The sequence below is a fragment of the Vibrio sp. SS-MA-C1-2 genome (assembly GCF_021513135.1).
Lineage (GTDB): Bacteria > Pseudomonadota > Gammaproteobacteria > Enterobacterales > Vibrionaceae.
The window spans coordinates 99,271-118,295 of record NZ_CP090982.1; the positions used below are offsets into that span (position 1 = coordinate 99,271).

At 37.1% G+C, this 19,025-nt stretch carries 14 protein-coding genes and 1 pseudogene; 6 read left to right on the plus strand and 9 right to left on the minus strand.

Going from position 1 to position 19,025, the window contains the following annotated elements; all coding sequences use genetic code 11:
- Positions 1-13: 13 nt before the first annotated feature.
- From L0B53_RS18760 to L0B53_RS18790, 7 genes are all read right to left on the minus strand, one after another.
- Entirely contained in the window at positions 14-2,911 is a 2,898-nt protein-coding gene (locus L0B53_RS18760) for a heavy metal translocating P-type ATPase (protein ID WP_235062476.1), read from the minus strand.
- Between the two features lie 215 nt (positions 2,912-3,126).
- Positions 3,127-3,567, minus strand: a complete 441-nt coding sequence (locus L0B53_RS18765) for a DUF411 domain-containing protein (RefSeq protein WP_235062477.1) — start codon at positions 3,565-3,567, stop codon at positions 3,127-3,129.
- A gap of 1 nt (position 3,568) precedes the next feature.
- Positions 3,569-6,715 carry an efflux RND transporter permease subunit gene (locus L0B53_RS18770; RefSeq protein WP_311197333.1) on the minus strand — a complete coding sequence of 1,049 codons (3,147 nt, stop codon included), beginning with the start codon at positions 6,713-6,715 and terminating at the stop codon, positions 3,569-3,571.
- Between the two features lie 12 nt (positions 6,716-6,727).
- Positions 6,728-7,087, minus strand: a complete 360-nt coding sequence (locus L0B53_RS18775) for a copper-binding protein (RefSeq protein WP_235062478.1) — start codon at positions 7,085-7,087, stop codon at positions 6,728-6,730.
- Between the two features lie 3 nt (positions 7,088-7,090).
- Complete coding sequence (locus L0B53_RS18780; protein ID WP_235062479.1) at positions 7,091-8,797, minus strand: efflux RND transporter periplasmic adaptor subunit; 1,707 nt, start codon at positions 8,795-8,797, stop codon at positions 7,091-7,093.
- Entirely contained in the window at positions 8,794-10,068 is a 1,275-nt protein-coding gene (locus L0B53_RS18785; RefSeq protein ID WP_235062480.1) for a TolC family protein, read from the minus strand. The genes L0B53_RS18780 and L0B53_RS18785 overlap by 4 nt, the downstream gene beginning before the upstream one ends.
- A gap of 68 nt (positions 10,069-10,136) precedes the next feature.
- Entirely contained in the window at positions 10,137-10,523 is a 387-nt protein-coding gene (locus tag L0B53_RS18790; protein WP_235062302.1) for a hypothetical protein, read from the minus strand.
- A 235-nt stretch (positions 10,524-10,758) separates the two neighbouring features.
- Between L0B53_RS18790 and L0B53_RS18795 the strand changes: the two are divergent.
- Positions 10,759-11,629 (plus strand): annotated as a pseudogene (locus L0B53_RS18795) (IS30 family transposase).
- 105 nt (positions 11,630-11,734) lie between these two features.
- Here L0B53_RS18795 and L0B53_RS18800 read toward each other — a convergent pair.
- The gene (locus L0B53_RS18800; protein WP_235062303.1) at positions 11,735-11,986 is read right to left on the minus strand and encodes a hypothetical protein; all 252 of its coding nucleotides are present in this window, start codon (positions 11,984-11,986) and stop codon (positions 11,735-11,737) included.
- 326 nt (positions 11,987-12,312) lie between these two features.
- Here L0B53_RS18800 and L0B53_RS18805 point away from each other — a divergent pair, with 326 nt between their 5' ends.
- From L0B53_RS18805 to L0B53_RS18820, 4 genes are all read left to right on the plus strand, one after another.
- Positions 12,313-12,690: a DUF3316 domain-containing protein gene (locus tag L0B53_RS18805; RefSeq protein ID WP_235062304.1), complete on the plus strand. Its 378-nt coding sequence runs from the start codon at positions 12,313-12,315 to the stop codon at positions 12,688-12,690.
- A 45-nt stretch (positions 12,691-12,735) separates the two neighbouring features.
- A complete protein-coding gene (locus tag L0B53_RS18810) occupies positions 12,736-13,419 on the plus strand; it encodes a heavy metal response regulator transcription factor (protein ID WP_235062305.1) in 684 nt (227 codons plus the stop codon).
- Positions 13,416-14,726 (plus strand): heavy metal sensor histidine kinase, encoded by a 1,311-nt coding sequence (locus L0B53_RS18815; protein ID WP_235062306.1) that lies wholly within the window; start codon positions 13,416-13,418, stop codon positions 14,724-14,726. Before L0B53_RS18810 ends, L0B53_RS18815 begins: the two co-directional genes overlap by 4 nt.
- A 78-nt stretch (positions 14,727-14,804) precedes the next feature.
- Complete coding sequence (locus L0B53_RS18820) at positions 14,805-15,263, plus strand: copper-binding protein (RefSeq protein ID WP_235062307.1); 459 nt, start codon at positions 14,805-14,807, stop codon at positions 15,261-15,263.
- Between the two features lie 114 nt (positions 15,264-15,377).
- On the opposite strand, the gene cueO is transcribed toward L0B53_RS18820, so the two are convergent.
- Positions 15,378-16,934 (minus strand): multicopper oxidase CueO, encoded by a 1,557-nt coding sequence (cueO, locus tag L0B53_RS18825; protein WP_235062308.1) that lies wholly within the window; start codon positions 16,932-16,934, stop codon positions 15,378-15,380.
- Positions 16,935-17,516: 582 nt separating this feature from the next.
- On the opposite strand from cueO, the gene L0B53_RS18830 reads away from it, so the two are divergent.
- Complete coding sequence (locus L0B53_RS18830; protein ID WP_235062309.1) at positions 17,517-18,941, plus strand: IS4 family transposase; 1,425 nt, start codon at positions 17,517-17,519, stop codon at positions 18,939-18,941.
- The last annotated feature ends 84 nt before the right edge of the window (positions 18,942-19,025 follow it).

A 19,025-nucleotide genomic window follows, 5' to 3' on the forward strand; every position in this document is an offset into this window, starting at 1 on the left:
ATTACCTATTATTTTATTGAGCTTGCTTTTTTAATCTAAGTCTATTTGCATTTAAGACGACCGTTATAGACGATAATGCCATTGCGATACTACCAAAGACTGGATTCAGTAGAATACCAAAACCAGGGTATAAAATACCGGCAGCAATCGGAATCATCATTGCATTATAGATAAATGCCCAAAATAAGTTTTCTTTAATATTCTTCATGGTCGCTTTTGATAATGCAATCATATCCACTACTGAGAGTGGTGAAGAGTTAAGTAGTGTCATCTGTGCATTTTCTATCGCAACATCGGAACCGCTTCCCATTGCAATACCTATATCGGCTTGTGCTAATGCAGGTGCGTCATTTATACCATCTCCAACCATGGCAATAGTTGCACCTTGTTCTTGAAGTTTTTTCACATGAAATGCTTTCTCATCAGGTAATACTTGAGCAATCACGTCATCAACTCCAACCTTCTGACCGATAATGTTTGCAACAGCTTGATTATCGCCAGTTAACATCACCACACGAATTCCTTGCTGACGAATATGTGCAACAGCTTTTTTCGCATCCTCTTTAATTGGATCAGAAACACCAATTAAACCTGCAAGCTGATTATTGACTGCAATAGTAATTGGTGTCCAAGCATTCGAAGTGTACTCATTTAATACGGAGTCAAGCGCTTGACAATCAATACCTTGTTCACGAATAAATTGTACTGAGCCTACCGAAAGTGATTTACCCCCTTGTTTTGCTGTTACTCCTTTACCGCGAATCGCTGTAAAGTTCTCCATATCACTTGCTGTAATATTTTGTTCTTCAGCATAAACGCAAATAGCCTTAGCAAGTGGGTGCTCAGACAGTTTCTCAACGCCATAGAGTGCTGAGAGAAGTTGTGACTCAGAAAGCTCATTATTAAATAACGTCACTTTTTGAACTGTTGGCTTTCCTGCTGTTAATGTGCCTGTTTTATCAAAAACTATGGTGTCGATTTTACTCGCATTTTGTAAGACATCCGCATCACGTATTAAAATACCCAATTGTGCAGCATTGCCTATACCGGCAGTTATTGAAAGTGGCGTCGCCAAACCCAGCGCACAAGGACAAGCAATAATTAAGATTGATGTCACCACAACCAATACATAACTCGACGCCGGATGAGGGCCAAATAGATACCAAATAATTCCAGCTAAAATCGCAATGCCAATTACAATCGGAACAAAGACAGAGGAGATCTTATCTGCCAATTTTGCAATTGCAGGTTTGCTGCTTTGTGCTTCACGTACCAGTTTAATGATCTTTGAGAGCATGGTGTCACTACCGATACTTGTTGCTTCAATAACTAGACTGCCATCCCCATTGATTGTTCCTGCTGATACTGGCTTACCTTGTTGCTTTGAAACAGCTAACGGTTCACCCGTTAACATCGATTCATCAACATATGAGTAACCACTCACTACTTTACCGTCAACAGGAATTTGCTCTCCAGGCTTCACGCGTAGCTGCATACCTTTGGTAATTGACTCGATTGATATGGATACTTCCTCACCACTCTCTAATACATGCAGTGCAGACTTGGGTTGAAGTTTCACTAACGCCTGTAGCGATTGGGTCATCTTTGCTTTTGAGCGTGTTTCAATATAGTGCCCAAGTGAGATCAAACCGATGATCATCACACTGGCTTCAAAATAGACATGGCGACTTTGAGCTGGAAATAGGTCAGGAAATAACACCAAAACCGCAGAGTAGAGCCAAGCAGTGCCTGTTCCTAAAGCAATTAAGGTATCCATGGTTGCGTGTGCATGTTTAAACGCTTTCCAAGCATTGGTGTAGAAGTGCCTGCCAACCGTTGTCATAATCGCAAGGCAAACTAATCCTAACCCGCCCCAGACCAGTTGATCACTACCACTTTGAATCATCATGCTACCGCCGAGTAGACCCCATAGCATCAAGAGGGCACCAACGAGAATCCCCCAAATTGCTGCACGTTTATGGTGAGCAAGCTCTTTTTCTAATTCGGCTTTCTGCTGTTGCTGCTGGGTATGAAGATCTTCAGTCAGCTTTGCACTATAACCAATTCCATTCACAGCGTCTTCAATTTGCTTCGCTACTGACTTTGATTGGTTCTCAAGAATAACAGACGCTGTTCTTTCTGCTAGATTTACCTGTGCACGACTAACACCATTGACTGACATGATAGCTTTTTCAACCGTAGCAACACAACTCGCACATGTCATTCCGCTAATTGTAAAGTAGATAGCTTCTTTAGGAAGGTCAGCCTGTGGTTGTTGTTCAGGCTCTATTTGTTTCTTTGGAATATTTTTCTTTATTTTTTGACTTTCAGCTAATTGAGATGTTGAAAAGTAAGCCTGATAACCTAAAGCTTCAATACGAGAGATAATTTCTTGGTGAGATAATTGAGACAGAATTATAATATTTTCTTTATCAATAGAAACTATCTTATTTTCTGAGCTAGTAGAGAATGTCTTTGTTATTTTTTCAATACACTTTCCACAACTTACTCCTTGCAATGTGAAGTGTGCTTTTTCATTACCAATAAATCCAGCTTCAATGATAATATTTAGGATTTCTTTGTTTTGACATGATGTCCATACTTTCAATTCAGACGTAGATATAAATTTTATATCAGTATTTTTTAGCTTGCCTAGAGCTGCAGTTAATTTTTCTACACACTTTTGACAATTTAACCCATTTAAAGAAAAGGTTAACTCTTGGCCAGCACTATAGCCTATTGAAGTAATACCATTCTGAATCTTCTCAATACTGACGTTGCTCTCAATAAGAACTCTTTCTGTAGATATTTCTATTATGTTGCTATCATCTAGAGATTCAATAAAAGTCTGTACTTTTTTTATACACTTACCACAAGACAGGCCTTTTAGTAATAATTCTATATATTTCATTCTTCCCCCAATAAATAAAAAATTCCATATATAAGATATATCCTTGATATGCCTTTCACTATTTATAGGTAATGAAAGGCATATATAATTAACTACCCAAAGAAAAATGCTAAAGCAAATATTGCAACAAACAGTATCGCAATACATTTAAGCATAAATCCTAAGTTATTTGAGCCGCCTTTTGGCGCTTGATTACAACACCCCATTTCTGATACCTATTTTTTCTCAGGATAAAATTGAAAAGGCGATGTACTACCATCTTGATGAATTAGATAGACAGTATAAGCTTGTTGATAGCTCCCTTGCTCCATCCCCGGAGAGCCAATTGGCATACCGGGTACAGTTAAACCTTTACTATTTTTCGGTGGGTTTGCCATAAAACGTTGAACATCAGCAATAGGAACATGCCCTTCAAATACATAGTCATTAATGATTGCGGTATGGCATGACGCAAGTTGAGGAGCAATTTGGTATTTTTGCTTTACTACATTCATATTTTCTTGATTGTGAATCTCAACAGTAAAGCCTGCATCACTCATCTGCTCAGCCCACTTATCGCAGCAACCACAGTATGGTGATTTATAGGTCGCTACCGTGGTTGCAAATACAGATGAAGTAAATAACATCATTGGTATTAATAATAAACGCTTTTTCATCTTATTCTCCTTGAGAGGATGTTTTAGATTCAATGGAATCAATATGTTTAATTTTCTGCTTCTGCCACAAGAAATAAAGTGCAGGTAGCAATAGTAAGGTTAAAAATAATGCTGTCCCCATTCCGCCTATCATAGGTACAGCAATACGACGCATGGTTTCAGCGCCTGCACCCGTTCCAGACATCACGGTAAATAGACCAACAACCACGGTTGCCACTGTCATAATGATTGGGCGAACACGTTTTGAAGCCCCTTCAATAATCGCCAACTTCAACTCATCAACCGTAAGTTTATCCATTTGTTTAAGATGATCTTTTTTGGCATTTTCAAGATAAGTCAGCATTAAAACACCAATCTCAACCACCAAGCCTGCGGTGGCAATAAACCCAACAGCCACTGCGACCGAGTAGTTGTAATTGGCAACATAGAGATACCAAACACCACCAACCAGAGCAAATGGAAGGCTTAACATGACTAAGGCAACTTCACCAATGGAACGGAAGTTTAAATAGAGCAGGATAAAGATCACAGCAATCGTTACAGGAATGACTACTTTGAGTCGTTCAGCCGATTTCTGCATATATTCATATTGACCAGACCAGTTTAATGAATACCCTGCTGGAAGTTTGAGCTGTTCATTAACCACGGCTTGCGCTTTCTGAACATATGAACCTACATCAACGCCTTGATCAAGAGAAACAAAAACCCAGCCATTAGGAATCGCATTTTCTGTTTTTATCGCTGGCGGTCCATCTTGAATTGAAACATCAGCGATATCAGATAATGTAATGTGCTGACCTAATGGCGTGACGATCGGCAAGAGTTTCAGTTTATCATCTGAATCACGATAGCTCTGTGAATAACGAATATTAACAGGATAACGTTCAATGCCTTCAACCGTTGTTGTCACATTCATGCCACCAACCGCTGTTTGGATGATTTGTTGAACATCGGCAATATTTAGACCATACCTTGCCGCCTGACTACGATTTATATCGATATTCACGTATCGTCCACCCGCTGCACGCTCAGCATAAGCAGAGGCCGTACCCGGTACGGTTGGCAGAATTTTTTCTAACTCCTGCCCCACTTTTTCGATCACCGCGAGGTCAGTGCCTGCAATTTTAATTCCAACTGGCGTTTTAATCCCCGTCGATAACATATCGATTCGAGTTTTTATCGGTTCAACCCAAGCATTGGATAACCCTGGTATTTTAACCAAACGATTAAGCTCTTGTTTCAGCTTCTCTTTGGTCATTCCTTCTCGCCATTCACTTTTGGGTTTAAATTGAATGGTTGTCTCTATCATGGTTAAAGGTGCAGGGTCCGTTGCTGTTTCTGCACGCCCTACCTTACCAAATACCGATTTCACTTCAGGTACAGTTTTAATTAATCGATCTGTTTGTTGAACAATTTCTCGTGCTTTACCCACAGATATTCCAGCATAGGTACTCGGCATGTACATTAAATCTCCCTCATCCATTGGTGGCATAAATTCGCTACCAATACGTTGCAAAGGATACCAAGCGGATGCAGTGACACTGACCGCGATAAGAATCATCACAAACGGGTGTTTAAGAGAAGCCTTTAGTAGTGGTCGATAGCTCGCAATCAGAAGACGGTTCAGCGGATTTTTCTCTTCCGAAATAATTTTCCCACGAACAAAGAAGCCCAGTAAAACAGGTACTAAGGTTACAGCTAACCCTGCTGATGCTGCCATTGCATACGATTTTGTAAACGCAAGAGGGTGAAATAATTTCCCAGATTGCCCTTGAAGCGCAAAGACAGGAATAAAGCTTACCGTGATGATCAACAAAGAGAAAAAGAGTGGTGAAGCAACCTCTTTACAGGAATCCCCCACTTTTTGCCAATGAGTACGATCATCTTTCATCTCCATATGCTTATGGAGGTTTTCAACCATAACAATGGCCCCATCCACCATGGCACCGATTGCAATCCCAATCCCACCTAAGCTCATAATATTGGCGTTTACGCCTTGATAATACATCACAATATATGCGGTGAGAATTCCAACAGGTAGGGTTAAAATAACCACAAGTGTTGAACGTAAGTGCCACAGGAACAGCCCGCAGATCACCGCCACAACAACGATCTCTTCAATGAGTTTTTTCACTAACTCATCTTGAGCTTCTTTGATAAGGCTAGATCTGTCATAAGTAGTTACAACCTTCACTCCATCTGGTAAGCCTTTTTCAAGCTGAGTTAACTTCTCCTTAACCGCATCAATGGTTTTTTGTGCATTCTCACCAGAGCGCATCACCACAATGCCACCCACAACTTCACCTTGACCATCTAAATCCGCAACACCACGACGCATTTGCGGCCCTAAACGAACATCAGCTACATCCCCAATGGTAATAGGCACACCTTTTTTATTGGTGAGCAATGGAATATGTTTAATGTCCTTTATGCTTGAAATATAACCATCAGTTCGCACCATATATTCTGCTTCAGCCATTTCGATGACTGAAGCTCCAGCTTCTAAGTTGCCACTTTTTACCGCATTAGATAGTTGCTTTAAACTGATGCCATAAGCACGCAATTTATTGGGATCTACATCCACTTGGTACTGCTTAACCATACCCCCAACCGTTGCAATTTCAGAGACACCTGAAACAGACTGTAACTGATACTTCAAATAGAAGTCTTGCAGAGAGCGGAGGTCTGCAAGGTTATGCTTGCCTGATTCATCCACTAAAGCATATTCATAGATCCAGCCGACACCGGTTGCATCAGGCCCCAATTGCGGGGTAGCCGATGCAGGGAGTTTACTCGCAACTTGTGAAAGGTATTCAAGTACACGAGAGCGCGCCCAATACATATCTGTTCCTTCATCAAAGATGATATAAACATATGAATCACCGAAGAAAGAGAAACCTCTCACCGTTTTTGCTTTCGGTACTGAGAGCATTGCGGTAGTTAAAGGGTACGTTACTTGATCTTCTACAACCTGAGGGGCTTGCCCAGGGTAGCTTGTCTTCACAATGACCTGAACTTCTGACAGATCAGGAATAGCATCTACCGCAATATTTCTTACAGAAAAATAGCCAGCAGCTAGCAAAAACAGCGTTGCTAAACAGACAAGAAAACGATTTGAAATAGCCCAGTCAATCACTTTATTCATTATCCAACGTCCTGCTTAGTGCATGATACCCGTTACAGTGACCATGCCATCTTTGTCTTTTTCTAGCATCATCATGTAGCTCTTGCCTTTCTCTAGCTTAGTAAGATCAATCGATGGTTCAACATTGAATGTCATCACCATCATAGGCCAACCCCAAGCTTTAATCTCTTGATGTTTTACTTTGATTTTATGTTTGCTAGCACTGATTGCTTTTACTTCAACCTGCGCATGAACCATAGCATCACCACTTTGTGACATGTCATGATTCATATGTTGGCTGTGATCCATATTTTGATGATTCATCTCATCAGCATTTGCATTTGTTACTGCTAAAGCCAGTAGTAGTGAGCTCGCAAGCGTAATTAATTTTTTCATGGATTACTCCTTAGTTTTTATAGCGGTAATAACGAGATTCATCTCTTTATCTCGACGTATTGCAAAAGTGATTGACTGTCCTATTGCAAAATCTTTGATATTTAAATTTGGGCCTAATTCAAAGTCCATCGTCATTGCAGGCCATTGCCATGCAGCAACCGGCTGATGAACAATTGTTAAACTATTAAAATCGGTATCGATACCTTTAATCTCACCCGATGCAACTGCATAATCCATACCAGCTTGCTTATACTGGGTAATTAAAAGGTTCTCACTACTATCTCTTTTAATAGTAAAATCAATGTCTTGATTGACTTTTACCGCATTAATCATCAATGGAGGGGCTAATTCAAAGTCCATCGTCATGGTTGGCCATTTCCACTGTGGAATTGGATCATGCTTAATGGTTAAGCTATTAAAGTCGGTATCTACTGCAGAGAGGAAACCATGGGTAGAAGCTGTTTTAGCACCATTCTCGCTAGTGTTATCGTGCTTCATCGCCATTGACATTCCTTCCATTCTTAAACGAGAGGCATCAATATTGGATTCAGAGTCAATAAGGAACTGACCTGATGTCACGACTTTTTCACCTTTATTTAAACCATCAAGAATCAGTACATGTGAGTCATCCCCAATGCCTGACTTCACTGCCATGCTTTGGAAGTGTTCATCATCTGTTTGAACAATGACATGATTTTGATTTTGACGTTTAATTAACGCTTCTCTAGGGATTAATAGACCTTTTTCACTCTCACCAGCATCAATAGTAATATTGGCAAACATGCCGGGTTTAAATTGATTATTCGTGTTGTCTAAAATAACTCGTACTGCAACTGTACGTGATTTTGGGTCAAGAAACGGATCGACAAAATCAACTGTTCCTGTAAATTGCTGTCCCGGGTTACTATCAAAAGTAATCTCTACCTCTTGACCTTTTTTAACCCAAAGAGCCTGTTTTTCAAAAAGTTGACCTTCTAACCAAATCGACGATAATCCTGCAATCGTCATCACGTCCATTCCCGGATTAATGTACATACCTTCACGGACATTTAACTCAGAAACGATACCATCAACATCCGAATAGACAGGGATATTGTCACTTGCCTCTTTTGTCTTTGTTAGTCGAGAAAACTCACTCTCAGAAATACCCATCAATGTTAGGCGTTGCTTAGCTGCTGAAATCACTTTACGTTGGCCACTACGAAGTGCAGTGAGGTAATCTTGCTCTGCCGCTAATAAGTCAGGTGAGTAAAAAGTAAAAAGTCGATCGCCTTTTTTTATTTCCATTCCTAGACTATTTGCTTCTAAGTTCTGAATCCAACCAGCAACTCTAGGGTGAATATGACTGATTAAATCATCATTAAATTCCACATTCGCTACTGTATTCACTGTTTTGACAATTGCTCCTTCTGTCACAACGGCTGTCTGAATCGCAAAGTTAGATTGTAGCGTGCTGTTGACTTTTACATCACCAAGCTGACTATTACTGCCTGATTCTTCATATACCGGGACTAAATCCATCCCCATTGGCGATTTCCCCGGTTTATCACGTTTAAAATTAGGATCCATCGGAGCAACCCAATAGAGCGGTTTTTTACTCTTTTCAGCCATTGCACCATGGTCAGTATGCTGAGATAGATAGATATTACTGCCATAGCTAAGCAGTGCACCAAACGCGACAAGTAATGTAGAAGTAATTATTTTTTTCATAATGAGTACTCTTTAGCAGAAAAATAGTTAAGTTGTACTAATGATTGGCAGTAATTTGATTTAGCTTTAATCTGCTGTAGTTCTGTTTTTAGAAGCTGTTGCTGAGATAGAATTAATTGATTAAAACTTGCTGTTGCGGCGTAATAGTTATCAACGCTTAATGACACCATTTTTTTTGCATTCGGCACGAGTACCTCTTGATATTGCATCAGTATTTTTTGATTAATCTTTGCTTGATGATATGCAGACTGATATCGCCCGACTAAGCTACGAATTGTATCTTGATATCGGTATTCTTGCGCTTTATAGGCACTGTTCGCTGCATTCAAACCTTGATCTTGGTTTGTTGCCATATGAATAGGCACACTGACCGTTACTCCAACCGATAAAAAATCACTGCGATCCATACCATCCGGTGAATCTGCACGGTACCCATAACCTGCTTTAATACCCCATTTAGGCATATACTCTTCTTTCGCTGTTTGAATATCAAATTGACGACTATTGATTAATTCAGCTTGAATTTTAGCTTCTGGGTGAGATTTAAAATATTCGCTATAACTCTTCCAATCACCTGAGATTGCCTTTGGTAATTGCCAATCAGGAAAAGAAAGATTTAACGGCTCAAAAGCAAATTGACCAATCCAACGTGATAGTTGTCCAAGTAAAGTTTTATATTCACTTTGTAATGACAGCAGTTGATTGTTAGTTAAGCTAATATTATTTTCCACTGTAAGAAGAGTTGATTGATTTGTTTTACCACTTTGATAATCAGCCAGCACAGATTGATGGCTTTTTTTAAGTGTTTGAATTAACTCTTTAGTCTTTTTTTGACTAGCTTTATTAGCTGATAACTTTATCCAAAGTTGCTCAACAGCTAATTTACGTTGTTCCGCACGTAATATATATTGTCCATCAATACTTTGAGCTCTAGCTTGGATTGAGTCTTTTTTATATTTTAGGCTGCTACCAGGGGCGAAATTTTGAGTAAGGCCGACTTGGAGTTGCGTCATATTTTCCTGATTAAAATCAAAACTATCTGTAGGCATATTATTCAGCCCTAGCGAGATAGATGGGTCAGGCAGCGTCCCGGCTTTAATGGCAGATGAACGCATTTCATCTGCTTGATTTGTAATAGCCTGAGCTTGTAAATCCTGCTCTTTAGCAATATTTAGAGCTTGAGAGAGGTTGATTTCCTGAGCTGCAAATGTTGGAAATGAGAGCAGTAGCAAACAGCTTACCGCTATATCTCTTAAAGATATGGTGTTCATTCAACTATTTCTCTTAAAAATAGGTTATTAATAGGGCGTTGGTGCCCTCTCAAAAAATTTGGATAGATCTATGCTGTGATAAGAGAAATAGGTGGCTTTATTGAAGGGTATATAGCTTTTAGAGGTGAAGACTTAATTGCTACAAACTGAATTCGAGTCACTGTTTGCTGGAAGAAATTAAGCGAAAGGAGAGGAAGAACTTTCGTTAATTGAAGGCAATCATTATGGCAGTTATCACCACTGAATTGATCACAACACTCCATTTTGTGATTAGATTGATCCTGATAATCCATATTTAACATCTCCATTTCCATATTCATCATTTCATGGCAGTGTGAAGTAGGTGCGCATTGAGCTGGAGATGGTATTGTGAAGATATCAGAAGACGCCCAAGCTTGTGAAAAGAAGCTTAGGAGAAAAGTTAAACATAAAATAAGTGCTGTTTTTCTTTTCATCGCCTAGATAGAAGTATTTTTATCAGTAAAAACATTCTATACTAAAATAGTTCTTTTAGTCAAATATTATAAGTAGGAAATAAGATATTAATTAGCAATTTTTAATAAGTAGCATGACTTATTTTTAAATAAAACCTTAATTCATATAATAAGTGCAACACTCATAGTAAAGGTGATAAGGTCAACTGCTGATTATAGTATGCTTCTCATCGCCAGAATCAAAACAAGTACTACTATAAGTTATCAACAGTTGCCCCAGAAACAAAGATACCAGATTTCTTTCCTAATTGCAGAGGGTTACTCCCAAAATAAAATTGTGATTAAGCTTGAAGTGAATCGTTCTACGATTCATCGAGAGATTAAAAGGAACATTGTTAATCAAGTATATAACCCAAATGTTGCTATCTCATTAACTCGTCAGCGACGAGTTAATGCCTATAAATATCAGATACCTAAAGAAATTATCTGGTTTGTTGATATGGCACTATCGTTATGTTTTAAAAAATAAAATCAAGAGTGGAATTCTTTATAAACACTTAAGGCAAGGACGCAGAAAGTATCGTAAAGGCAAACAATCAATTAGAGGAAAGCTACGTAATTGCGTAACTATTGATGAACGCCCCGATTATATTAATGACAAGAGTCGCCTCGGTGATTGGGAGGCTGATTTAGTACTAGGTAAACAAGATTTGGGAGCAATCGTCACTTTAGCGGAGAGAAAAAGCCAACTCTATCTCATTAAAAAAGTCCCCAATAAGGGATCCGAGACAGTGAAAACTGCGATTATAGATACACTTAAACCTTATAAAGAACATGTCAAATCAATTACTTTTGATAATGGGCTAGAGTTTTCAGAGCATTTAGAAATAGCAAAAGAGTTAGATACCAAAACATACTTTGCACACCCATATTCATCATGGGAACGAGGGCTAAATGAAAACTTTAATGGCTTACTTAGGCAATATGTTCCTAAAGGAACAAATCTAAAGCAAGTTGAAGATGAATATCTTCAACTTGTACAAGAGCGAATAAATAAACGACCAAGAAAGTGTTTAGGTTATAAACAGCCTCTGTTTATATTTAATCAATTAAAAGACGCCGAGTAACGAGTGTTGCACTTCAGCATTACAAAAGGAATTTACGCAATATTAATATAGATAGAGCAATAATAAGCGGTAACTATCGATAGATTTGATTGCTATAAATATTTCTTAAAACCACTTTGTTTTAAAGCCTAGTTCTTTAGCATCATTAATTATTTTTTTGATACCAACAGTATGCATGAAGTCTGATATGTCAGGGTCATTTCCACGACGGTGTTTATTGGAGTACGCTTGTGCTTCTGTCCTGCTTTTTCCTTTTTTAATCATGAACATGAAGCAAGCTGCTTGATATCTGTCTTTACTCCAAGCTCGATATAAGTAGTAGCCACCAAGCGCAATTATCAATAAATCATCCAGCATTGCTTGCTCTCCAAAGGAAATAGAAAAATTTGTCTATATAGTTAACCTTAATTAAGCAATAGTCAACATCATAAACAATGATGTAGCTTACTCAGAAAATATTATATATATAATTATGAATAAAATAACTAACGTATGAGACTACTTAAACCTATGAATATGAAAGGTTAAAAAATAGATATCGTCAACACTCATCTATTTAAATTCAGGAATAATAAGAAGCTTCATTTATGATAAATTTGTCATAATAAAAACTGATAAATATCAGAGTTAATTAGTTAAAGTAGCGACATCGAGTTTACACTGATATTTCTAAGGTATATAAAATGAAAAAATTACATAAAACACTTTTAACTGGTTTACTTTTACTTTCTAGTGCAGCAGCTGTTGCTCATCCTCTCTCGTCAACTGGGGGGTATGTAAGCAAAATAGACAGTGAGGTTGTAACTACACAATATGTATCAACAAAAGAAGAGGCTGTAAAACTAGCTATAACCAAAATTAAATCTATAAAACAGTTGCCTCAACGGGAGCTTGAACACCAATTTAACATTCTTGGTATTGGTACTTATATCTCTGGGACTCATGTTGAAGATGGTGCTTATATTACAATTGAAGAAGTATTTCAGCCTGATGGCTCATCGTCTTACGTAGGTAGTGCTCACTTCGATTTACATTATCAAGAATTAAGAGATAATAATTAATCTATACTTAGTGTGTGACTAGTACTTAAGAGGTTCTTGTTAAGAATGAAGATATTAGTAGTCGAAGATGAAGAAAAAGCTGGAGCCTATCTTAAAAAAGGCTTGATTGAATCAGGCTATAATGTAGATCTTTCGCCTAATGGTGTTGATGGGCTATATTTAGCAACGACATTTAAATATGATCTAATCATCTTAGATATAATGTTACCAACATTAAATGGATGGCAAGTATTAAAAACACTTCGTACCAGTAATATAATGACACCTGTCATTATATTATCTGCGAAGGATCAGGTTGATGATCGTGTAAAAGGCTTAGAGCTAGGGGCAAATGACTACCTTGTTAAGCCTTTTGCATTTATTGAGTTGCTTGCTAGGATCAAAAACTGTATGCGCCATCAAGCAATAGGTATTCAGCAAGAATCAAGGCTGTATATTGCTGATTTGACTGTTGATCTTATTTCGAGAAAAGTTACTCGAGGGGAGGATATAATAAAACTTACAGCTAAAGAGTTCATGTTATTAGAGTATTTGTTAACAAAGAAAGGACAAGTGGTAACTCGAACTCAGATAGCTTCAGCAGTATGGGATATGAACTTTGATAGTGATACAAATATTATTGATGCGGTTATTAAAAGATTAAGATCAAAAATTGATAGACCATATGAACATAAGTTAATCCTAACGATTCGTGGTATGGGTTATAAGCTTGATGATTCTAATAAATGAAAAAAATTAATAATTCACTCGCATTTAAACTAGTCGCTATGTATATAATAGCCTCAAGTACTATTTTAGTTATTTTTTCAATGATAGTTCATAGTGCAATAGAATCACATTTTTCTCAACAAGACTATTTACACTTGAAAGAAAAAATACAATCACTATCATCCAATAATGAAATTGAATTAGATGAACTTAATTTGTTAAATATACCTGCTTGGGTTGTAGAAAATAATCAAGTTTTAAAGTCAAATGAAATTGCGAACAAGTTACCAAAAAAAATGCTATCAAGTTCTTTTTTTGAATGGAGTATAGATGGACGCTTTTATAAAGCTTATAAATTTGAGGTAAAGAAACATCAATTTATTGTATTACAAATTGAGACTACACATCATAAGATTTTTTTAACAAAACTTAATTCTATTCTTACTTGGTCCCTTATATTGAGCTTGGTATTATCTGTTCTTTATGCTTTATTTATTGTTCGAGTAACATTAATACCGTTAAACTCATTGACTAAGTATATAGAGAAGGTAAATATTAGTAATTTACATTTGCGAATACCTGAAGACCTACTTCCAATTGAGTTTCAAAAGCTAATATCATCTCAAAACAATATGCTAGAAAGGTTACAATCTAGATTTTTACGACTAAGCGAATTCTCATCAGATATTGCGCATGAGTTAAGAACACCATTAACTAATATTATGATGCAAACTCAAGTTGCAATTAATAAAGATAGAACAGCTGATGAGTATTATAATGTGTTAGTTTCCAATATTGAAGAAATAGAACGGATTAATAAAGTTATTTCTGATACTTTATATTTAGCTAAGTCAGAAAATAATCTTTTACATAAAACTAAATTTAAATTACGCTTTAAAGATATCTTATTACCATTGGTAGATTATTATGAAGTATTGGCAGAAGATAAAAATGTGATAATAACAGTTAATGGTGATGCTAATATATTAGCTGATAAAGAAATGCTTCAACGAGCTTTTGGTAATGTACTATCTAATGCTTTAAGGCATTGTTATTCAGAAACAGAAATAACTATTGATATTTCAGAATATCAAGAGCAGAAAATGGTAAAAATTAGTAATTATGGGGAGCCAATTCCTAAAGACTCATTACCATTTATTTTTGAACGCTTTTATCGTTCCGATAAGTCTAGAGTTCATTCTAGTAGCGTAGGTGCAGGGTTAGGTTTACCTATAGCCAAGGCTATTATGAATGAGCATAATGGAGACCTAACAGTTAATTCAAATGGTAATATAACTGAATTTTTGTTTTCTTTTAAAATATTGTGATATGTGTTTATTGAAGAATTGATTGCTAGTTATTAAAGCATTCTAATCCTTCATTATAATTATTAAGATAGGAGTCTTATGATGAATAAATTCGTAGTAACTACATTATTACTTACATTCTCAAACTATGTGGTTGCCGATACAGCAATATCTCATGAAGAAGCTACAATGACTAAACATATAGATTCAACATTAATTCCAACTAAATTTATTACAGTTACATTAACGGATGAAATGAGAATAGAGTTTAAATCGAATGAGATAATCAGTTCTAATGATGTTGTTAAGTTTGTTATTACGAATATAGGGAAAATTAATCATGAATTTACCATTGGAACTGAACAGGAACAGCTTTCACATCGAGAAATGATGAAGCAGATGCCTCATCATATGCATGATTCTGAAAAAGCAGTAACACTAAAGCCTGGACAAACAAAGGTGCTAGTTTGGAGTTTTGTTGGTAGTGGTGATATTGAGTTTGCATGTAATATACCAGGACACTCTGAAAGTGGTATGTTTAAAAAGATAACTTATTAAGGAATACCGAAGTCACATCTATTATTAACTATATTTATTGTTTCGTTAATAATAGATATGACTTTATCTGAAGATATTTATTCTTTCAAGCATCTTTTGGATTGTATGTTCTACTTATCTAACACAAAACTGTGTCATCATTCCAGTATCCTCATGTTCTAGAATATGACAATGGGCCATATAGGGTGCATTTTTATCAGCTAACTCAGAAAACTTAACTAGAATTTGAGTCTTTCCTTTTACGACAACAGTATCTTTCCAACCAGTTAGGTAAGGAGGAATACTTTCATTATTCAATGAAATAACTCGAAATTGGCAACCATGGGCATGAAAAGGGTGTAACATCGTATCTTTACCTGTTGAGATTGTCCACAGTTCATAATCCCCTTTTTTAGCAGTAAACTCAATATGATCCATTGTAAAAGACCTACCATTTATACTATTTGCAACTTTTAATTCTTCTTGAGTTAGCCATTGTGTATTACTCATAATACTTTTTTTATGCATAGTATTCTCAGAAGGGCTATCAGCTATTTTCATACCTTTCATTGGTTCCATTTTCTTATTCATTAACATCATTGCTTGTGAGTCTAAACGCTCATCCATTCCTAGAGTTAGCATCCGATTTTTCTTTACACTATTAATATTTATTGGAGGAATTGAGTTTAAAGTTTGGGGTAACTTTCCAGGTGCTTTATTACTATTTACAATGAAGCTCATTATTGAATAAGGCTTATTAAATGGTGCCATAGTCATCCCCATTTGGTTAAACGGCAATGACATTAAATCAAACGATTTTTTATCTTTTGTTGAAATAAGAATTTCATATCGCTCACCAGCAAGTATAGGTAATTCCGTCACCTTGACAGGGCTGTTTAAAAATCCCCCATCACTTGCAATAACATAAAATGCCCTTTTATCTGAGATTGTTACGTTATAGCTTCTTGCATTAGACCCATTTAAAACCCTAAACCTAATCCAGCCAGAAGGTACTTCTTTTTCAGGATAAATATCACCATTTACAAGCACTTTATCGCCAACATATCCTGTAGATACTGTTGGGATATCTAATAACTTATAATTAAAGCTGCCATCATCATTAAATTTGCGGTCTTGAATAATAATAGGAATATCATCTATTCCCCATGCTTTTGGTAATGGCAATGTATCAGAGTTTTTATCCTCAATAATAAATAAACCGGCAAGGCCTTTTGCAACTAATTCAGATGTTTTAGGGTAAATATGTGGATGATACCAACATGTACTTGCTTCTTGTTTAATCGGTAATGAAACTTTCCATGTTTTTGATGGCTTTATAATTTGATGTGGGCCGCCATCTAAACTACCTGGAATAATTAACCCATGCCAGTGTAAAGTAACATCTTCTTTCAAGTTATTATTTACATTCAACTTAATATCCTGACCTTGCTTTGCTCGAATCACTGGCCCCAAGTAATTGCCGTTAAACCCTAATGTTTTAGTTGCTTTCCCAGCTATAAAATACTTATGACCATATTGAAAGTTAAGCACAAAGGTTCCATTAGAACTCGGCTCTAAAATTGGTGGAACAAACAGTTCTTTACGCTTTAATGATTCAACTGCAAAACTAAGAGGGGTCATCATTAATCCAGCACTTCCTAGCATTAACTTCATTAAGTTTCGTCTATTCATCTTTCAGCCTCAAAATTTTCAAAAAGCATGTTTAGTAACTATAGTCAGCTTTAAGCCCACTTAAAAGTGAAAATTATTTGCATTTATATTGTTGATTACATCATGTTACATGTTAAAAATGATATGTATATTATTGAAATCTAAGTATCTAAAATATTAAATGTTCCTCATAGACTGGACATTAAGCATTTAAACTCCGATAAACACCATCTAACGTTATATCTTTTCTAACTTTTCTTTGTGTGCTCTTTATCGTATTTCTTTTTAGATAAGTTATTGCCCAATCTATTTTTTCATCTATTTCAGTTAGAGCACTATGACTAAGAGTGATTAATATTGGTAAAAACCAGACATCCACATTTTTTGCGGCTTTATAAACTGATATTTTACTTCAAAGAGCAATCGCTCTTCGTAAAATTAACGCTAAAACGCTTGTCCAAACTAAGCCTTCAATTGCTGGGTTTTTGAGTCGTTGCAAAACGTCTCCAGCTGACTCTTCTACACAAATATTTGCGGTAAAAAGGGAACGATATTAAGGAATTATGATCAGATCATTAGAACTCACTTTTTTATGGTCTTAATATGTCACTTTTTAACACTGAACAATGGGCGGCTAATCATTTTGCAAATACAGAGCTAGGTGATAAACGCAGAACTGATAGACTAAAACAAGTCGCTTCTCAGTTAGCGTCTGCGGCTAGCAAGTCTCTCGCACGGACGTGCGAGGGAGATGAATCTAAATTAGAAGGAGCTTATCGCTTGATCCGGAATGAAAATGTCAGCGCGTCCGTCATTAGAGCCAATGGGTTTAATTATACCGCTCAATTGGCCGCCGATGTCCCAGAAATACTGGCTCTAGAAGACACAACATCATTAAGCTATCGACACAGTATTGCTCCTCAATTGGGCAAGCTCGGTAAGGAAACAGATACCTCTCGTGGTTGGTGGGTTCATTCTGTGATGTTGCTTGATAGTTCGACTTCAAAGACCTTGGGGTTAATACATCAAGACTGGTGGTGCCGACCAAATGACCCAAATGATGCTGACGAAAAAGAAAGTGGTAAATGGGCAGACGCTTCTCATTTTACTCGGCAGAGGCTTAAAACTCATATGTCACGTGTTATATCCGTCTGTGACAGAGAAGCAGACATAATGAGCTATCTCGCTGATAAACAATCACATGCCGAACGTTTTGTGGTTAGGGCTAAGCACTCAAGAAAACTCATTGATGAGAGCAAGCTATTTGCGCAGATGGACAGTCAACCAATGACTGGCGGATATACCGTGGCTATACCTCAAAAAGGGATGAAAGGTGCTCGCGGTAAGACGAAAAACAGAGTATCTCGCACAGCAAATTTAACGCTAAAAGCCAGCTCTGTCACCGTTAAGTTTAATGGGCAAGAACACATTCTTAATGCGGTATATGCACAAGAGTCAGGAACGACACAAGAAAACGAGAAGCTCTCTTGGTTACTTTTGACGAGTGAGCCGATAGATACGCTAGAGCAACAGCTTCATATTATTGATATTTATACAACTCGATGGCGTATTGAGGACTTTCATAAAGCCTGGAAAACAGGTGCTGGTGTAGAAAGATTACGCATGACCTCCCCCGATAATTTAGAGCGAGCAGCCTCAATCCTAGCGTTTGAGGGCATTCGGTTGCTCCAACTTCGAGAAATTATGACTCTATCTTTGTACCTGCGAAAAAAAGGGAAGAGAGAAGAGGCTGAAGAACTAGAGAAGCAGAGTTGCCACCATGTATTAGAAAAAGATGAGTGGCGCATTTTAATGCAACACTACAAGCCCAGAGGGCACAAAGGAAAAAATGCCCCGAGCTTGAAGTGGGCGTATCAATCCATAGCAAAACTTGGTGGTTTCACAGTTACTAAAAGGACAGGAATGGCAAGTTGGACAACGATTTGGGAGGGTTGGGATAAGCTGCAATCGCAAGTTCAAGGCTACCGAGTGGCCAAGGCGATCTTTGAAGCGGAAGGATCGCTATGAGATCTGATCAAGAGACAGCGTCTCCAGTTAGTATCAGATTTTAGTTCTTTAAGTTCTATCAAGTAGATTTGTTTGGCCAATTGG